We start from the raw sequence: 16,168 nt of genomic DNA, 5'->3' as shown, positions 1-16,168 counted from the left end.
CCCCCTGTGCGATCAGCTGATGATCGTTTTGACATTGGTGCATTCGCGCAGCCCATCGACGCCGAACTGGACGCCGATGCCGGATTGGCGGACGCCGCCGAACGGTGCGTTGGGCTGGATCATGCCGTGCTTGTTGATCCAGACGGTGCCGGCGCTGATCCGGTCGGCCAGACGCCGCGCGCGCGCTGGATCCGACGACCAGACCGAGGCCCCCAGCCCGCATTTATCGTCATTGGCCAGTGCGACCACCGCGTCTTCATCGCGCCATTTGGTGATGCCAAGGGCGGGGCCGAACTGTTCAAGATCGTGCAGTTTCATGCCAGGCTCGACCCCCGACAGGATGGTTGTCGGGAAGAACAGGTCATTGCCTTCGGGGATGCCGCCGCACAGCAGCACCGCCCCCTTATCCAGCGCGTCCTGCACGGCATCGCGGACGATGTTGTATTGGTTGCGGTTCTGGATCGGGCCGACGATGCTGGCCTCGTCCAGACCGTCGCCCATGGGCATGGCGCTGGCGACGCCTACCAGCGCCTCGGCCACGGCATCATGCACGTCCTCGTGGACATAAAGCCGCTTCAGCGCCGCGCAGGTCTGGCCGTTATTGATGAACGCGCCCCAGAACAGCCCTTCGGCGATGGCCTTGGGGTCGACATCGGGCAGCACGATGCCCGGATCGTTCCCGCCCAGTTCCAGCGTCACCCGCTTGATGTCCTTCGCGGCCGAGGCCATGACCTTTGACCCCGTGGGGATCGAGCCGGTAAAGCTGATCTTGTCGATGCCGGGATGGGTGGTCATGTCGGGCCCGAGACCCCCGTCAGACGCCAGCGCCTGCACAACGCCGGGCGGCAGCGCCTCCTGCATCAATTCGACCAGCCGCAGGGTCGACAGCGGCGTGTTCTCGGACGGTTTGATGATGACGCAATTGCCGGCGAGGATGGTCGGAATGATGTGCCAGATGCCGATCAGCACCGGCCAGTTCCACGGCGTGATCGCACCGACCACGCCGATGGGGACGCGGTGCAGCTCGACCCGGCCCTCGGGCGTGTCCTGCAAAATCTCGGGTTCCAGGGTCAGGCTGGCGGTGTAGCTTGTCCAGGCCTGACAGCCGCCGATTTCAAAGCGCGCGCCGACGCCGTTCAGGGGTTTGCCCTGTTCGGTCGACAGCAGCCGGGCGAGGTCCTCGGCATGCGCGCCGATCAGGCCGGCGATCTTGTTACAGGCAGCCTGCCGGTCGGCCCATGGCGTCGCCGCCCAGCCCGGAAAAGCGCGGCGCGCGGCGGCGACGGCGCGGTCCAGCGTCTCGGCATCGGCGCTGATGGCGCGGCCGGCGACTTCTCCGGTCGATGCATTGATGACATCGAAGCCCGCGCCCGCGTCGTCACGCGCGCCGTCGATGATATTGGGATAAGTTGTGGTCACGATTTCCCCCCTGTCTTGTGGACGCTTGGCGTCCCCCTCCGACACTCAGCCTAGGGCCGGTCGGGGCGGGGAGTCTTGGCGAATCGCGACAGGGTTCAGGCGGGCAGGCTGCGGTACTGGCCGGGCGGGCATCCATAGCGGGCGCGAAAATCGCGGGTGAAGCGCGAGATGTCGGGAAAGCCCGCCGCTTGGGCGCAGGCGGCAACGGTCATGTCGGGACGGCTGTGCAGCAGCGCGCGGACGCAGTGCATGCGCTGGTCCTGAATGGCGGCAGTGGCCGAGATCCCCTTTGCCGCCAATGCGCGTTGCAACCCGCGCAGCGACACGTCAAGCGCCCCTGCCAGTGCTGCGGGGGTCAGGCCGGGATCGGCGGCGCGGCGCTCGATCAGGCGCAGGGCCAGATCGGTCAGGTCCAGATCGCGATCCTCTGCATCGCGGGCGGCGATGGCCAGCAGCTCGACGATCTCGTCGGGATTGTCGCCCAGCTTGCAAACCGCACGGTTCAACGCCCGAGCCATGACCGAGCCGGCGCGCAGATGCAGCCCGGCGCCGGGATGGGGGCCGAATGCCTCTGTCATGGTGGCGCGGGGCAGGTGCAATGAGGCCTGTATCGACAGGCCGTCATAGCGAAACAGCGCTGGCCGGGTTGAGCTGACCAGAAAATAGTCGCCCGGTCCGACATCGGCCCGGCGGTCGCGGTGCCACATATGCGCGTGTCCGCGCAGCTGCTGGATCAGGAAATAATAGGGATCGTGATCGCGCCGCACGTCGCGGGCGTCGCGTTCGATGGCGCGGGCATTGGTGGCGACGCTGGCAAGGTCGAAACCGGAAACGCGCCGGCTGCTGACCGCGCCGCATGGGCGGGCCGAGTGGGACACACGAAAAATCCCGCATACTGCCAGCAGATCGGCCTGAAAGCGGCGCGGATCGGCGCTGGCCTGTGCGGCAGGCAGGGGTTCCGGCACAGGGGCCTCCAACCGTTTTATGTTCAAAACATATCGCGCCGCTCCGCAATCGGTCAAGTCCGCAGAGGCGTGGTCAAATTGCAGCATAGGCAGGCAGAAGAAATCACCTTATTGATAGTCCTGAGGGAGGTGCTGCCGCAGGTTTTGGCGGCCTCCGTCATGCCAAAATCAAAACTACCGGGGAGGTAATGATGAAACGTTTCGTATCCGCAGGTCTCGCGGCCGTGATCGCCATTGGCCTGGGCGCTGGTGCCTGGGCGCAGGACATCACCATCAAGTTCAGCCACGTCGTCGCGCCGGACACGCCCAAGGGCAAGGGGGCCGAAAAGTTCAAGGAACTGGCCGAGCAGTACACTGAAGGCAAGGTGAAGGTCGAAGTCTATCCGAACAGCCAGCTGTACAAGGACAAGGAAGAACTGGAAGCCCTGCAACTGGGTGCGGTGCAGATGCTGGCCCCGTCGCTGGCCAAGTTCGGCCCGCTGGGCGTGCCGGATTTCGAAGTCTTCGACCTGCCCTATATCTTCGACGGCTATGACCAGCTGCGCATGGTCACCGACGGCGATGTCGGCAAGGCGATGCTGGCCAAGCTGGAAGACAAGGGCATTCGCGGCCTTGCCTATTGGGATAACGGCTTCAAGATCATGTCGGCGAACTCGCCCCTGATGGTGCCGGATGACTTCCTGGGTCTGAAGATGCGCATCCAGTCGTCGAAAGTGCTGGAAGCGGAAATGAACGCGCTGGGCGCGGTGCCGCAGGTCATGGCCTTTTCGGAAGTGTATCAGGGCCTGCAGACGGGCGTGGTCGACGGAACGGAAAACCCGCCCTCGAACATGTACACCCAGAAGATGCACGAGGTGCAGAAGCACGCCACCCTGTCGAACCACGGCTATCTTGGTTACGCGGTGATCGTGAACAAGGAATTCTGGGACGGCCTGCCCGAAGACGTGCGCGGCAATCTTGAAAAAGCCATGGCCGAGGCGACCGTCTTCGCGAACGGCATCGCGCAGGAAGAAAACGAAAAGGCGCTGCAGGCGATGATGGATGCCGGCACGACCGAATTCCACGAGATGACCGACGAAGAAAAAGCCGCCTGGAAAGAGGCGCTGGCGCCGGTCCACGAGGAAATGGCCGACCGTATCGGGGCCGAGCTGATCGAACAGATCAAGGCAGCGACCGGCTCTGGCGCATAAATCCGGGGATGGGGCCGGGCCAGAATCCGGCCCCATTCTTCCAAGTTCCAACAACATAAACAGGGGGGCAGGTGATGCGGTTTCTGGACCGTTTCGAAGAAACTCTGATCATCGTGCTGATGGCGGCCGCGACGCTGCTGATCTTTGTCGCGGTGACCCAGCGCTATGCGCTTGATCTGACAGCAGACCTCGTGCGGGCCAGCCGGGGCTGGGGGATTGAATGGCTCAGCAACGGGTCGCGGTCCTTCTATTCCTGGCTGCGGACGCTGAACCTCGTCTGGGCGCAAGAGCTTTGCATCTATCTGTTCGTCTGGATGGCCAAATTCGGGGCCGCCTACGGTGTGCGCATCGGCATCCATGTCGGCGTTGACGTGCTGGTCGAACGGCTGGAGGGCAATGCGAAGAAGATCATGACCATCATCGCCATTTCCGGCGGCATCATCTTCACCTTCATCGTCGCGTGGATCGGCACTGACTTTGTCTATCACGTGTACAAGGGCGGGCAGACCTCGCCCGATCTGGAAATCAAGATGTGGATTGTCTATCTGGCCGTGCCGCTTGGGTCGGCGCTGATGTGCTTTCGCTTCGTTCAGGCGCTGTATTGGTATCTGACCACCGGCTATATCGCCCATCACGATCTGGGCGCCGTCGAAGGCGTCGATGACGAGGCTGACACCGCAGCGGGGGGCAAGGCATGACCGCGCTGATCATCTTCCTTATTCTCGCCCTGTTGCTGATCACCGGGATGCCGGTGTCGATTGCGCTGGGTCTGACGGTTTTCACCTTCCTGTTCGGCTTTACCGAAATTCCGATGGACAGCATCGCGCTGAAGCTGTTCACCGGGATCGAGAAGTTCGAGATCATGGCGATCCCCTTCTTCATCCTTGCCGGCAACTTCCTGACCCATGGCGGCGTCGCCCGGCGGATGATCCGCTTTGCGACCTCGATGGTGGGGCATTGGTATGGCGGCATGGGGATGGCCGCGGTGCTGGCCTGCGCGCTGTTCGCGGCGATTTCGGGGTCTTCGCCGGCGACGGTTATGGCGGTCGGCTCGATCCTGATCCCGGCCATGGTCAAGCAGGGCTATCCTGCGCAATTCGGCGTCGGCGCGATCTCGACCGCCGGGGGGCTGGGGATCCTGATCCCGCCGTCCATCGTCATGGTTATGTATTCGGTCGCCACCACCGGCATGGTCGTGACCGGCCCGAATGGCGAGACGGTGATGTCGGCCTCGATCGGGTCGATGTTCATCGCCGGCGTCATACCCGGCATTTTGCTGGCCTCGATGCTGGGGGCCACGACCTATTGGCGGGCGCGGTCCAACGACTATCCGCGCATGCCCAAGGCAAGCTGGGGCGAACGCTGGCAGGCCTTCCGTGAATCGGTCTGGGGGCTGATGCTGATCGTTATCATCATGGGCGGCATCTATGGCGGCTTCTTCACGCCCACCGAGGCCGCGGCCGTCAGCGCCGTTTATGCCTTCGTGATCGCGGTTTGGGTCTACAAGGACATCACCCTGCGTGATGTGCCCCGCGTGCTGCTGTCCTCGGCGGCGATGTCGGCGATGCTGCTGTATATCATTACCAATGCGGTGATGTTTGCCTTCATCCTGACCAGTGAACAGATCCCGCAGTCGCTGTCTGCCTGGATCGTCGAGCTTGGCTTTGGCAAGATCGGCTTCCTGCTGATCGTCAACGTCATGCTGCTGATGATCGGCATGGTGATGGAGCCGTCGGCCATCGTGCTGATCATGGCCCCGATCCTGTACCCGGTCGCCGTCAAGCTGGGCGTCGATCCGGTACATTTCGGGATCATGATGGTGGTCAACATGGAAATCGGGCTGTGTACCCCGCCGGTGGGGCTGAACCTTTACGTGGGTTCGGCCATATCCCGGCTGGGCCTGACCGAGGTCAGCAAGGCCGCCATGCCTTGGCTGCTGACCGCGCTGACCTTCCTGATGCTGGTGACCTATATCCCGGAAATCTCGCTGTTCCTCCCGAGATTGCTGGGCATGTAGGGCGAATGACAAATTGATCGGGCCGCCCTTCGGGGCGGCCCTTTCAGTTTATAGGCCCAGCTTGCGGCGCAGATCGGGATAGTCGCCTGCTTGCAGGTCGCAGAAGGCGAAGGCGGCCGACAGAGCCTCTGGCCCGACGGCAGCCGTGAACAGGCCCGCGCCCTTGGCGGATCTTGCGCCTGGTATGGCATCTTCAAAGCCGATGATCCTGTCGGGCGACAGTCCCAGCCCCTCTGCCGTCAGCAGATAAGGATAGGGGTCGGGCTTGCGGCGCGGCAGCGGGTCGGCGGACACGATCAGCTCGACCAGTTCCAGCACGCCAAGCTGTGCCAGCGCGTCGCGGATAAAGCGTTCCGGGGCCGAGGAGCACAGCGCGATCCGTAGGCCCCGCCCGTGCAGGTCGCGCAGGAAATCGGCGGCGCCGGGGATTGGCTGGCGCACCTGCGGCAGCCAGATCGCGCCTTCGGCGAAGATTTCTTCCTCGATGGCGCGGGCGGCGGTCGCATCGGCGGGGGCGAAGACCTGCGCCACCAATTCATCCATGCTGCGTCCGACGCTGGCGGCGATCTGGGCATCAGTGACTGGCAGGCCGTAGCGTTCGGCGACGATGCGCTTGGCCTTTTCCCAGGCGGGTTCACTGTCGACCAAAGTGCCGTCCAGATCAAAAGCCGCCGCTTCGAACCGCGTCAGATCCACTCCAGCCATCCATTCCTCCCTGTTCTCTCGCAACCAAGCCTGCGCCTTGCGCCGCGTCAAGATGCGGGCAGCGGCAGGCATCCGGGAAGGCCTGCGGGCAGCACCAGCCACGCCCCCGCCGCATAAAGCCTGCGCGCCACACCCGGCTGGTCCGAGGTCAGTGTCACGCTGTAATCCCCGGTCGCCATGACCGAGATGTCGGGATCAAGCCGCCCGATCAGATCGCCCGGCGGCAGCGGTACGACATAGGCGGGCGCGGCATCGCTGATAAGCCCGACCGCAACCAGCACCGCCAGCCAGCCCGCGAACATCAGGGGCAGTGACAGCACCAGCCGCCTAATAGTCATGGATATGTTCCAGCCGCAGCCCCTTGCCCGGCAGCTCGCGCAGGCTTTGCGCCAGATCCGCGACCTTCACCTGCATCAGATGCCGGTAATCGCCGTAACCCTGCCGCGCCATGCCGGTCAGCGCGTCGGGTTCTGTTGGCCGGTCCGAGATTGCCGTGAACATGATGTCGTCATTGCCGGCAATCTCGACGAAATTCGCCCCGGTTGAGGCCATTTCCGCCAGCAGCGCCGTCAGCGCCGCATAGTGCGGGGTTTCGATGACGGTGCCCTCGGGGCGGGTTTCGGTCACGGTGATTTCGGTTTGCGCGGCAAGGAAGCCCTCTGGCACGCCGGTCGCCACCATCTTCAGGCGCAGTGCGTCGGGGCCGACATTGGCGACGGCGCCCTCGATCACCTTGGCGTAGCTGGCCTTGGCGCGGTATTCCAAACCAAGTGCCGTTGCCCTTTCCCAGTCGCGGAAGGTGTCGCTCTTGCCCTGCAATTCCCCCGCGTCGCGCTGGAAATCCCAGCGATACCACGGCGTCTGACGCAGAAAGGCTGCGTAATCAGCCGCCTGTCGGGCCGAGATCGCATCAGTCGCCGCATGTTCCGGCCCACGCACCCATGTGGCGATGCGGCCGAGCGTTTCCTCGTAAGCGGCTTTCAGCAGCAGCTCTGCCGTGAAGCTGGTGCCGATCACATAGACCATCTGCTTGGTCCCGCCATCGACGCCGCCATGCGGGCCGGAGGCCTTGGACAGCGCGCAAAGCGAGGACCAGAACCCGCCGATCCCGCGCAGAAAGCCGTAATCATGCGGATCGCCGTCGCGGATGACGCGGGCGTAATCATCATAGGCGTGGACGATATGCCATTCCGGATAGGTCATCAGCGTCCGCGATTCCGGGCGGTGGTCGACCTCGGGCAGGATGCTGGCATAGGCCGCGGCCTCACCCTGCGGACGGCAGGCGAGTTCGTTATATCCGACGGGGGCCAGCAGAAGCAGGACCAGAACCAGCAGGACCAGCAGGCCGCGACCCAGCCAGCGCAAAAGCCGCCTCATCCTCGGCGATCCAGAAACAGGCCCGCGAACAGGCCGAACCCGCCCAGCAGAAGATGCGGCAGGTTCGCCAGCCAGCGCGGCAGCGACAGATCGAAGCCAAGCGAGGCGTTGGTGAAGATCGCCAGATCAAGGAAGCCGTAACCGGTGAACATGCCGAAAATGCCGTCGATCAGATAGGCCGCACCAAACAGGATCAGGAAAGTGCGCGCCGCATCGCGCGACCGCAGCCCGGCGATCAGCGCCCAAAGCGCCGATGCGACATGCAGCGCGTCGTCATAGATATCCAGCGCGAAGATCCCGAAGGCGAGGCCGTTTTCATCCGTCAGGCCGGGGATATAGTTGATGGATGCGGCACCCATCAGCGCCACGAAGTACCCGAGGGCGATTTTCTGCAGCAGGCTCATAACACCCCCAGATAGCTGTCCCAAAGATTGTTGCGCAGAACCAGCCTTGGGTCGACCAGCCGCTTGACGGTGGCGAATTCCATCGCGCGCGGATAGGCGGCGGTCAGCTGGTCCACCCGTGCATGGGGGCGGTAGGGCAGGTAGTACGCGCCGCCGATTTCGGTGATCCGGTCGATCAGCGCGCGGGTCATGCGGGCCATGTCGTCTTCGGCCCGCGCGGTCAGTTCCTGGCTGAAGGACATGACGGCGGCGACGCGCGGCGTGGGGGCATAAGCCAGCACGCTGTCGGGGTCGCTTGCGACATAGCGCAGCGTGACGTTCAGGAATTCCTGATAGCTGTCGGGGATCACCTGTCGGCAGGCCGTCAGGAAATCGTCGAAGCGGTCGAAATCGACGAAATATTCGTGCAGGATGTCGGTCCGGTCGGGGTTGCGGTCGTCCAGCGTGACCACGGGTTCGTTGATCAGGCTGTTGCGGGTCACCGCGCCGCCGCCCAGCTTTGGCCCGACGATGGTTTCATTCCACCAGCGGAAGGATTTCAGCGCCTCGCTCCCCAGCTGCCCGCGATAGACGCGGCTGGCCAGATACGCCATCCAGCCCGAACCGGAGGCCGGGGGCAGGTCAGTCTGATCCTCATCCTCGCGATAGGTGATCAGCAGGGCGTGGCGGAAGAAGCTGGCGCGTTCCACGTTCAGGCGACCGTAAGCCATGGTGACGGCCGGATCGTCCACGGCAGCGCGGAAGGCGGCGGCGTAATCCTTGGCCGGCATGACCTCGAATGTCGGGCGCAGGCGGGTGTTGGGGACCATGTCGACTTCAAGGTCGATGATCGCGCCGACAAGGCCATATCCGCCCATGGCGAGGCTGAACAGCTCGGGCCGTTCGGTGCGCGATGCTGTGACCAGATCGCCCGATGGCAGCACCATCCGCAAGGACCGCACCGTCGCGCCCATTGGGCCGAAGGGAACCGGCCAGCCATGAGCGTTGACGCTGAAGGTGGCGGCGACGCCGAAATCGTTGTTGGACTGCATGACCGCTGGCGAAAACCCCAGCGGATCAAGCGCCGCAATCACCTGCGACCAGCGGGCACCGGCATGGGCGCGATAGGTGCGGGCGGCGGTGTCGGCTTCGACGAAACCATTGTCGAAGGTGACGGCCACGCCGTCGCGCGGGATGGCCTGCCCGCCCATCGAATGCCGCGCGGCACCGATATTGAAGGCGCGGCCATCGGCCTCGGCGGACTTCATTTCGGCCCGGACGGCGGCGATCAGGGCGTCGCCGGGATCCTCGGTCAGGGTGATGTGGCGGTGAATGGGCGTGGGCGACAGCCCGCTTGCATCATTAAGGATGTTATTGGCAGGCCTTGGCGCGATGGACCTTGTCCCGTCCAGAACGGGCAGGCGGGCATGGAAAAGATCGGATGCGTACCAGCCCGCAGCGCCACCCGCCGCAAGAAGAAGGGACCGCCGGGTCAGATTGCGCATTCACCTATCACCACCAATCAAAGCACCCGGTTGTTGTAGGATGTGCGCGCCGCTGATGTCGAGGCTATGCGGCACGCAGCGGCGGGAACGGCCTGCGATTTTTCCAATCGCGATGACCTTGAGGGCAGGGCCAGAGAATTGAGACTACGGCCAATATCTTGCTTTGCCGTTGCGGCCTGCCCCTCGCCTTCTCACGCGGTCCTTTGAAGGCCGCGCGAGGGGGCTAGGTCAGGTTACTGAAACGCCTGCAATCCGGTCTGCCCGCGCCCGAGGATCAGCGCGTGGACGTCATGCGTGCCCTCATAGGTATTCACGGCTTCGAGGTTCATCACGTGGCGGATAACGCCATATTCGTCGCTGACGCCGTTGCCGCCATGCATGTCGCGGGCCTCGCGGGCGATCGCCAGCGCCTTGCCGCAATTGTTGCGCTTCATCAAGCTGATAAGCTCGGCCGAGTTCTCATGCGCGTCCATCATCCGCCCCAGCCGCAGCGCGCCCAGCAGACCCAGCGAGATCTCGGTCTGCATATCGGCCAGCTTCTTCTGGATCAGCTGGGTGGCGGCCAGCGGTTTGCCGAATTGCTTGCGGTCCATGGTGTATTGCCGCGCCGCGTGCCAGCAGGCCTCGGCCGCGCCCATGGCGCCCCAGCTGATGCCGTAGCGCGCCCGGTTCAGACAGCCAAAGGGACCGGCCAGACCTTCGGCATGGGGCAGCAGGTGGTCCTCGGTAACCATCACCTCATCCATCTGGATCATCCCGGTGATGGAGGCGCGCAGGCTGAACTTGCCTTCGATCTTCGGCGCGTTCAGCCCCTTCATGCCCTTTTCCAGAACAAAGCCCCTGATCTTGCCGCCATGCGCGTCGGATTTGGCCCAGACGACGAAGATATCCGCGATGGGCGAGTTGGTGATCCAGTTCTTCGCGCCAGAAATCGAATAGCCGCCATTGACCTTCTTGGCGCGGGTCAGCATCCCGCCGGGGTCCGATCCGTGATCGGGCTCGGTCAGGCCGAAGCAGCCGACCCATTCGCCGGTCAGCAGCTTCGGCAGGTATTTCTGCCGCTGCTCGTCCGAGCCGTAGGCAAAGATCGGGTGCATCACCAGCGAGCTTTGCACCGACATCGCGGAACGATAGCCGCTGTCCACACGCTCGACCTCGCGCGCGACAAGGCCATAGCTGACATAGTTGGCGCCGACGCCGCCATATTCCTCGGGGATGGTCGGGCCAAGCAGGCCCAACTCGCCCATTTCGGACATGATTTCGCGGTGGAATATTTCGTGGCGGTTGGCCTCGATCACGCGCGCGGCCAGCTTGTCCTGGCAATAGGCGCGGGCGGTGTCGCGGATCATCCGTTCTTCTTCTGTCAGCAAGCTGTCGATGCCGAACGGGTCTTCCCAGTTCAGGGGCGCAAGCCGGGCGCGTGCGGATTCGGGCGTGGCGACATGCGTGCGGGGGGTGATCTGGTCCATGATACTCTCGCGGATGGGAATATGGGGCCGTTCTAAAGTTCGTGCTTAAATATTTCAAGCTTGAAGTGATATACGCTCTGGCGTAGGCTCTGGGGGATCGGGCATGAATCACCCATGCCGCTGAATTCGTAAGGAGAGATTCCATGCGCATCGCGTGTCTTGGGGGCGGTCCGGCCGGGCTTTATTTCGCCATTTCCATGAAGGTCCGCGACCCCGCGCATGAAGTTGTCGTGATCGAACGCAACCGCGCCAATGACACTTTCGGCTGGGGCGTCGTGCTGTCGGACGAGGTACTGGACAATCTGGCCCAGAACGATCCCGTCAGCGCGCAGGCGATCCGCGACCATTTCGTCTATTGGGACGATATCGCGGTGATCCATGACGGGGTGCGCAATGTCTCGGGCGGGCATGGTTTCGCGGGGATCGGGCGCAAGCAGATGCTGATCCTGCTGCAGGAACGCGCGCGCGAGCTGGGCGTCGAGATGCGGTTCGAAACCGAATTCGGGGCCGCAAGCGATTACCAGAAGGATTACGATCTGGTGGTGGCATGCGACGGCATCAATTCGCGGGTGCGGACCGAATATGCCGATGTGTTCAAGCCCGATGTCGAGATGCGCGAGACCAAGTTCATCTGGCTGGGCACGCATCAGAAATTCGATGACGCGTTTACCTTCATCTTCGAGAAAACCGAACATGGCTGGATGTGGGCGCATGTCTACCAGTTTGACGACAATACCGCGACCTTCATCGTCGAATGCCAGCAGGACACCTGGGATCGCTGGGGGTTCGAGGGCATGACCAAGGAGCAAACGGTCGAAACCTGCCGCAAGGTCTTCGAACGTCACCTTGGTGGCCATGACCTGATGTCGAATGCCGCCCATCTGCGCGGCTCTGCCGTCTGGATGAATTTCCCACGCGTGATCTGCGAGCGCTGGCACCACGAGAATATCGTTCTGATGGGCGACGCGGCGGCGACGGCGCATTTCTCCATCGGCTCCGGTTCGCGGCTGGCCTTCGAAAGCGCCATCACGCTGGCGAATTACCTGCATAGCGAACCCAGCATGGAAGCCGCCTTCGAACGCTATCAGTACGAACGCCGGCTGGAGGTGCTGCGCCTGCAATCGGCGGCGCGCAACAGCCTGGAATGGTTCGAACAGGTCGAGCGGTATCTGGATCTCGACCCGGTGCAGTTCAACTATTCCCTGCTGACCCGCAGCCAGCGGATCAGCCATGAAAACCTGCGCCTGCGCGACGGCGAATGGCTGCAATCGGCCGAGGCATGGTTCCAGAAACAGGCCGGCGCCGCTGCCGATGCCCCGGTGCGGGCGCCGATGTTTGCACCCTTCCGGCTGCGCGACATGGCGCTGAAGAACCGCATCGTGGTCTCGCCCATGGCGCAGTACAAGGCAGTCGACGGCACGCCGACCGACTGGCATTTCGTCCATTACGCCGAACGCGCCAAGGGCGGCGCCGGGCTGATCTATACCGAAATGACCTGCGTTTCGCCCGAGGGTCGGATCACGCCCGGCTGCCCCGGTCTTTACGCGCCCGAACATCAGGCCGCGTGGAAGCGGCTGGTCGATTTCGTCCATGCCGAAACCGACGCCAAGATCTGCAGCCAGATCGGCCATTCGGGCCGCAAGGGCTCGACGAATATCGGGTGGGAGGGGATGGACAAGCCGCTTGCCCAAGGCAATTGGGATCTGGTCTCGGCTTCGGCGATCCCGTGGTCCAAGGACAATGCCGTCCCGCGAGAGGCCACGCAGGCCGATCTGGACGCGATCAAGGCAGAATTCGTCGCCTCGACGGAAATGGCCGCCCGCGCCGGTTTCGATATGGTCGAGCTGCATGCGGCGCATGGCTATCTGATCTCGTCCTTTATCTCGCCGGTCTCGAACCAGCGCAGGGATCAATATGGCGGCAGTCTGGAAAACCGCCTGCGCTGGCCGCTGGAAGTCTTTGCCGCCATGCGCGCCGTCTGGCCCGCCGAAAAGCCGATGTCAGTGCGGATTTCCGCGAATGACTGGGTCGGCGACGGCGGCGTCACCCCGACCGAGGCGGTCGAAATCGCCCGCGCGTTCCACGATGCCGGCGCAGATATCATCGACGTTTCCGCCGGGCAGACCACGGTGGATGCGCGCCCGGTTTATGGCCGCATGTTCCAGACGCCGTTTTCCGACCGGATCCGCAACGAAACCGGCATCGCCACCATGGCCGTCGGCAATATCTATGAGGCCGATCACGCCAATTCGATCCTGATGGCGGGACGCGCCGATCTGGTCGCCGTGGGCCGCCCGCATCTGGCCGACCCCTATTGGACCTTCCATGAGGCGACCAAGATCGGTGATCGCAGCGCCGAATGGCCCGACCCCTATCTGGCGGGCCGCGACCAGTCCTGGCGGCTGGCCGAACGCGAGGCCGAGGCGATCCGGGCATGAGCATTGAGGGCAGGCATATCGTCGTCACCGGCGGCGGCTCTGGCGTGGGCGCGGCCACTGCGCAGGCGTTGGCAGCAGCTGGCGCGCGCGTCACAGTCATGGGCCGGCGCGAGGGGCCGCTGCGCGAACAGGGTCTAGCTTACCAGATCTGCGACGTGACCGATGCTGATGCCGTGGCGCAGGCTTTTGCGGCGGCGCGGGATGCGCAGGGGCCGATCCTTGGCGTTATCGCCAATGCCGGCGCGGCGGAAAGCCAGCCTTTCGCGAAGATGCCGGCCGGAATGCTGGCTGATATGCTGTCGGTGAACCTGATCGGCGTCGCCAATGTCTGGCAGGCGGCGCTGCCGGATATGAAGGCGGCGGGCTGGGGGCGGATGATTGCCGTGGCCTCGACCGCGGGGCTGAAGGGCTATGCTTACGTCTCTGCCTATGTGGCGGCAAAGCATGGTGTCGTTGGGCTGACCCGCGCGCTGGCGCTGGAGCTCGCGGGTGCTGGCATAACCGTTAACGCGATCTGCCCCGGCTTCATCGACACGCCGATGCTGGACCGCTCGGTCGCGAATATCGTGGAAAAGACCGGGATGAGCGAAGCGGACGCGCGGGCCGCTTTGGTCAAGGACAACCCGCAGAAGCGTTTCATCCAGACCGACGAGGTGGCGGAAGCCGCGCTTTATCTGCTTTCGGACGCGGCGCGTTCCGTCAATGGCCACACCCTGACCCTGTCGGGAGGAGAGATCTGATGCGTAGCGACGTAAAGTATTTCAACTGCGAAATCACGGACGGCATTGCCACCGTCTCGCTGGACCGGCCAGAGCGGAAGAACCCGCTGAGCTTCGACAGCTATGCCGAGCTGCGCGACTGGTTCCGCGATCTGCATTACGACGACGACGTGAAGTCGGTGATCTTCGCCCCGAATGGCGGCAATTTCAGCTCTGGCGGGGATGTGCATGAAATCATCGGGCCGCTGACCAAGATGAACATGAAAGAGCTGATGCGCTTTACCCGTATGACGGGCGATCTGGTCAAGGCCATGATCGGCTGCGGCAAGCCCATCATTGCGGCGGTGGACGGCGTTTGCGCAGGTGCAGGTGCGATCATCGCCATGGCTTCCGATCTGCGCGTCGCCACGCCCGAGGCGAAGACGGCGTTTCTGTTCAACCGCGTGGGTCTGGCGGGTTGCGACATGGGCGCCTGCGCGATCCTGCCGCGCATCATCGGGCAGGGGCGCGCGGCGGAACTGTTGTATCTGGGCCGTGCCATGACTGCCGATGAAGGCCTCGCATGGGGCTTCTTCAACCGCGTCGTGCCGCAGGCGAAGCTGATGGATGAGGCGGGCGATATTGCCGCGCGCATCGCTTCCGGGCCGAATTTCGCCAATATGATGACCAAGACCATGCTGGCGCAGGAATGGTCGATGAGCCTCGATCAGGCGATCGAGGCAGAGGCGCAGGCGCAGGCGATCTGCATGCAGGGGCAGGATTTCCACCGCGCCTATCACGCCTTCGTCGCCAAGGAAAAACCTGTATTCGAGGGCGACTGATGGCGGACAAATCCTTCCTCGACTGGCCGTTCTTCGACGACCGCCACCGCGAATTGTCGGCGGCGCTGGAGGCATGGGCGCCCGGCGCGCTGGCGCAGATCGACCATCACGACACCGATGCCGCCTGCCGTTCGCTGGTCTCGGCGCTTGGCGATGCGGGCTTTCTGACCCATTCCGCCGTCGATCCGGCAGGCGGCACGCTGGACGTGCGCAGTCTGTGCCTGATCCGCGAGACTTTGGCGCGTTACGACGGCCTCGCTGATTTCGCCTTTGCCATGCAGGGGTTGGGGACGGGGGCGATTTCGCTGTTCGGGACGGATGCGCAAAAGGACGAATGGCTGCCGCAGACCCGTGCGGGCAAGGCGATTTCGGCCTTTGCCCTGACCGAGCCGCGTTCGGGATCGGACGTGGCGAACTCGACCATGACCGCCACGCGCGACGGTGACGATTACGTGCTGAATGGCGAAAAGACGTGGATCTCGAACGGTGGCATCGCGGATGTCTATACGCTGTTCGCGCGGACGGGCGAGGCGCCGGGCGCGAAAGGTCTGTCGGCCTTCATCCTGCCCGCCGGACTGCCGGGATTCGAGATCGCCGAGCGGTTGGAGACCATCGCGCCGCATCCCCTTGCCACCCTGCGCTTCACCGATTGCCGCATCCCGGCAAGCGCGATGCTGGGCCAGCCGGGGCAGGGCTTCCGCATCGCCATGTCGGTGCTGGACGTGTTCCGCTCGACCGTTGCCGCCGCCGCTTTGGGCTTTGCCCGCCGCGCGCTGGATGAGGCACTGACCCGCGTGACCGCCCGTCAGGTGCAGGGCGCGCCGCTGTTCGATCTGCAGATGGTGCAGGGCCATATCGCCGATATGGCGCTGGATGTGGATGCCAGCGCCTTGCTGGTCTACCGCGCCGCATGGGCCAAGGATACCGGTGCGCCCCGCGTCACGCGCGAAGCCGCGATGGCGAAGCTGTTCGCCACTGAACAGGCGCAGCAGGTCATCGACAAGGCGGTGCAGCTTTTCGGCGGCGACGGCGTGCGTTCGGGCGAGGTCGTCGAGCGGCTTTACCGCGAGATCAGGGCGTTGCGCATCTATGAAGGTGCCTCGGACGTGCAGCGCGTGGTCATCGCCCGGCAGGCGCTTTCAGCGCATGAAGGGGGCTGA

At 64.0% G+C, this 16,168-nt stretch carries 15 protein-coding genes; 7 read left to right on the top strand and 8 right to left on the bottom strand.

Annotated elements, in window-relative coordinates; all coding sequences use genetic code 11:
* Window positions 1–12: 12 nt before the first annotated feature.
* Both G7044_RS07050 and G7044_RS07045 read right to left on the bottom strand, forming a co-directional pair.
* The gene (locus G7044_RS07050) at window positions 13–1,419 is read right to left on the bottom strand and encodes an aldehyde dehydrogenase family protein (protein ID WP_328803827.1); all 1,407 of its coding nucleotides are present in this window, start codon (window positions 1,417–1,419) and stop codon (window positions 13–15) included.
* A 95-nt stretch (window positions 1,420–1,514) separates the two neighbouring features.
* Window positions 1,515–2,384 carry a helix-turn-helix domain-containing protein gene (locus G7044_RS07045; protein WP_166327549.1) on the bottom strand — a complete coding sequence of 290 codons (870 nt, stop codon included), beginning with the start codon at window positions 2,382–2,384 and terminating at the stop codon, window positions 1,515–1,517.
* Window positions 2,385–2,572: 188 nt separating this feature from the next.
* Between G7044_RS07045 and G7044_RS07040 the strand changes: the two genes are divergently transcribed.
* The 3 genes from G7044_RS07040 (at window position 2,573) to G7044_RS07030 (ending at window position 5,591) form a co-directional block, all read left to right on the top strand.
* Complete coding sequence (locus G7044_RS07040; RefSeq protein WP_207630218.1) at window positions 2,573–3,574, top strand: TRAP transporter substrate-binding protein; 1,002 nt, start codon at window positions 2,573–2,575, stop codon at window positions 3,572–3,574.
* A 74-nt stretch (window positions 3,575–3,648) separates the two neighbouring features.
* Window positions 3,649–4,272 carry a TRAP transporter small permease gene (locus tag G7044_RS07035; RefSeq protein WP_166327548.1) on the top strand — a complete coding sequence of 208 codons (624 nt, stop codon included), beginning with the start codon at window positions 3,649–3,651 and terminating at the stop codon, window positions 4,270–4,272.
* The gene (locus G7044_RS07030) at window positions 4,269–5,591 is read left to right on the top strand and encodes a TRAP transporter large permease (RefSeq protein WP_166327547.1); all 1,323 of its coding nucleotides are present in this window, start codon (window positions 4,269–4,271) and stop codon (window positions 5,589–5,591) included. Before G7044_RS07035 ends, G7044_RS07030 begins: the two co-directional genes overlap by 4 nt.
* A 48-nt stretch (window positions 5,592–5,639) precedes the next feature.
* On the opposite strand, the gene G7044_RS07025 is transcribed toward G7044_RS07030, so the two are convergent.
* The 6 genes from G7044_RS07025 to G7044_RS07000 form a co-directional block, all read right to left on the bottom strand.
* The gene (locus G7044_RS07025) at window positions 5,640–6,296 is read right to left on the bottom strand and encodes an HAD family hydrolase (RefSeq protein ID WP_166327546.1); all 657 of its coding nucleotides are present in this window, start codon (window positions 6,294–6,296) and stop codon (window positions 5,640–5,642) included.
* Between the two features lie 47 nt (window positions 6,297–6,343).
* Window positions 6,344–6,634: a hypothetical protein gene (locus tag G7044_RS07020; RefSeq protein WP_166327545.1), complete on the bottom strand. Its 291-nt coding sequence runs from the start codon at window positions 6,632–6,634 to the stop codon at window positions 6,344–6,346.
* Window positions 6,624–7,673 (bottom strand): hypothetical protein, encoded by a 1,050-nt coding sequence (locus G7044_RS07015; RefSeq protein ID WP_166327544.1) that lies wholly within the window; start codon window positions 7,671–7,673, stop codon window positions 6,624–6,626. The genes G7044_RS07020 and G7044_RS07015 overlap by 11 nt, the downstream gene beginning before the upstream one ends.
* Window positions 7,670–8,077 (bottom strand): DUF4383 domain-containing protein, encoded by a 408-nt coding sequence (locus G7044_RS07010; protein ID WP_166327543.1) that lies wholly within the window; start codon window positions 8,075–8,077, stop codon window positions 7,670–7,672. Before G7044_RS07010 ends, G7044_RS07015 begins: the two co-directional genes overlap by 4 nt.
* Window positions 8,074–9,561, bottom strand: coding sequence for an FAD-binding oxidoreductase (locus G7044_RS07005; RefSeq protein ID WP_166327542.1), 1,488 nt, complete (start codon window positions 9,559–9,561; stop codon window positions 8,074–8,076). Before G7044_RS07005 ends, G7044_RS07010 begins: the two co-directional genes overlap by 4 nt.
* A 233-nt stretch (window positions 9,562–9,794) precedes the next feature.
* Window positions 9,795–11,030 (bottom strand): acyl-CoA dehydrogenase, encoded by a 1,236-nt coding sequence (locus tag G7044_RS07000; RefSeq protein ID WP_166327541.1) that lies wholly within the window; start codon window positions 11,028–11,030, stop codon window positions 9,795–9,797.
* 143 nt (window positions 11,031–11,173) lie between these two features.
* Between G7044_RS07000 and G7044_RS06995 the strand changes: the two genes are divergently transcribed.
* From G7044_RS06995 to G7044_RS06980, 4 genes are read left to right on the top strand one after another with little or no spacing between them, the layout of a single operon-like run.
* Window positions 11,174–13,468: a bifunctional salicylyl-CoA 5-hydroxylase/oxidoreductase gene (locus G7044_RS06995; RefSeq protein WP_166327540.1), complete on the top strand. Its 2,295-nt coding sequence runs from the start codon at window positions 11,174–11,176 to the stop codon at window positions 13,466–13,468.
* Window positions 13,465–14,208, top strand: a complete 744-nt coding sequence (locus G7044_RS06990) for an SDR family NAD(P)-dependent oxidoreductase (RefSeq protein WP_166327539.1) — start codon at window positions 13,465–13,467, stop codon at window positions 14,206–14,208. The genes G7044_RS06995 and G7044_RS06990 overlap by 4 nt, the downstream gene beginning before the upstream one ends.
* Window positions 14,208–15,008, top strand: a complete 801-nt coding sequence (locus tag G7044_RS06985; protein WP_207630217.1) for an enoyl-CoA hydratase family protein — start codon at window positions 14,208–14,210, stop codon at window positions 15,006–15,008. Before G7044_RS06990 ends, G7044_RS06985 begins: the two co-directional genes overlap by 1 nt.
* The gene (locus tag G7044_RS06980; protein ID WP_166327538.1) at window positions 15,008–16,168 is read left to right on the top strand and encodes an acyl-CoA dehydrogenase family protein; all 1,161 of its coding nucleotides are present in this window, start codon (window positions 15,008–15,010) and stop codon (window positions 16,166–16,168) included. Before G7044_RS06985 ends, G7044_RS06980 begins: the two co-directional genes overlap by 1 nt.

It is taken from the genome of Paracoccus xiamenensis (genome assembly GCF_011308835.1).
In the GTDB taxonomy this organism is placed as follows: domain Bacteria; phylum Pseudomonadota; class Alphaproteobacteria; order Rhodobacterales; family Rhodobacteraceae; genus Paracoccus; species Paracoccus xiamenensis.
Note: the sequence above shows the minus strand (reverse complement) of the source record. Positions and strands in the feature narration are given on the sequence as shown.

Excerpts from the sequence above, each read along its gene's own strand:
- G7044_RS07035 (WP_166327548.1), top strand. The coding sequence starts at position 3,649 with ATGCGGTTTCTGGACCGTTTCGAAGAAACTCTGATCATCGTGCTGATG.
- G7044_RS07015 (WP_166327544.1), bottom strand. The coding sequence starts at position 7,673 with ATGAGGCGGCTTTTGCGCTGGCTGGGTCGCGGCCTGCTGGTCCTGCTG.
- G7044_RS07005 (WP_166327542.1), bottom strand. The coding sequence starts at position 9,561 with ATGCGCAATCTGACCCGGCGGTCCCTTCTTCTTGCGGCGGGTGGCGCT.
- G7044_RS07025 (WP_166327546.1), bottom strand. The coding sequence starts at position 6,296 with ATGGCTGGAGTGGATCTGACGCGGTTCGAAGCGGCGGCTTTTGATCTG.
- G7044_RS07040 (WP_207630218.1), top strand. The coding sequence starts at position 2,573 with ATGATGAAACGTTTCGTATCCGCAGGTCTCGCGGCCGTGATCGCCATT.
- G7044_RS07000 (WP_166327541.1), bottom strand. The coding sequence starts at position 11,030 with ATGGACCAGATCACCCCCCGCACGCATGTCGCCACGCCCGAATCCGCA.
- G7044_RS07030 (WP_166327547.1), top strand. The coding sequence starts at position 4,269 with ATGACCGCGCTGATCATCTTCCTTATTCTCGCCCTGTTGCTGATCACC.
- G7044_RS06995 (WP_166327540.1), top strand. The coding sequence starts at position 11,174 with ATGCGCATCGCGTGTCTTGGGGGCGGTCCGGCCGGGCTTTATTTCGCC.
- G7044_RS07020 (WP_166327545.1), bottom strand. The coding sequence starts at position 6,634 with ATGACTATTAGGCGGCTGGTGCTGTCACTGCCCCTGATGTTCGCGGGC.
- G7044_RS06985 (WP_207630217.1), top strand. The coding sequence starts at position 14,208 with ATGCGTAGCGACGTAAAGTATTTCAACTGCGAAATCACGGACGGCATT.
- G7044_RS06990 (WP_166327539.1), top strand. The coding sequence starts at position 13,465 with ATGAGCATTGAGGGCAGGCATATCGTCGTCACCGGCGGCGGCTCTGGC.
- G7044_RS07010 (WP_166327543.1), bottom strand. The coding sequence starts at position 8,077 with ATGAGCCTGCTGCAGAAAATCGCCCTCGGGTACTTCGTGGCGCTGATG.
- G7044_RS06980 (WP_166327538.1), top strand. The coding sequence starts at position 15,008 with ATGGCGGACAAATCCTTCCTCGACTGGCCGTTCTTCGACGACCGCCAC.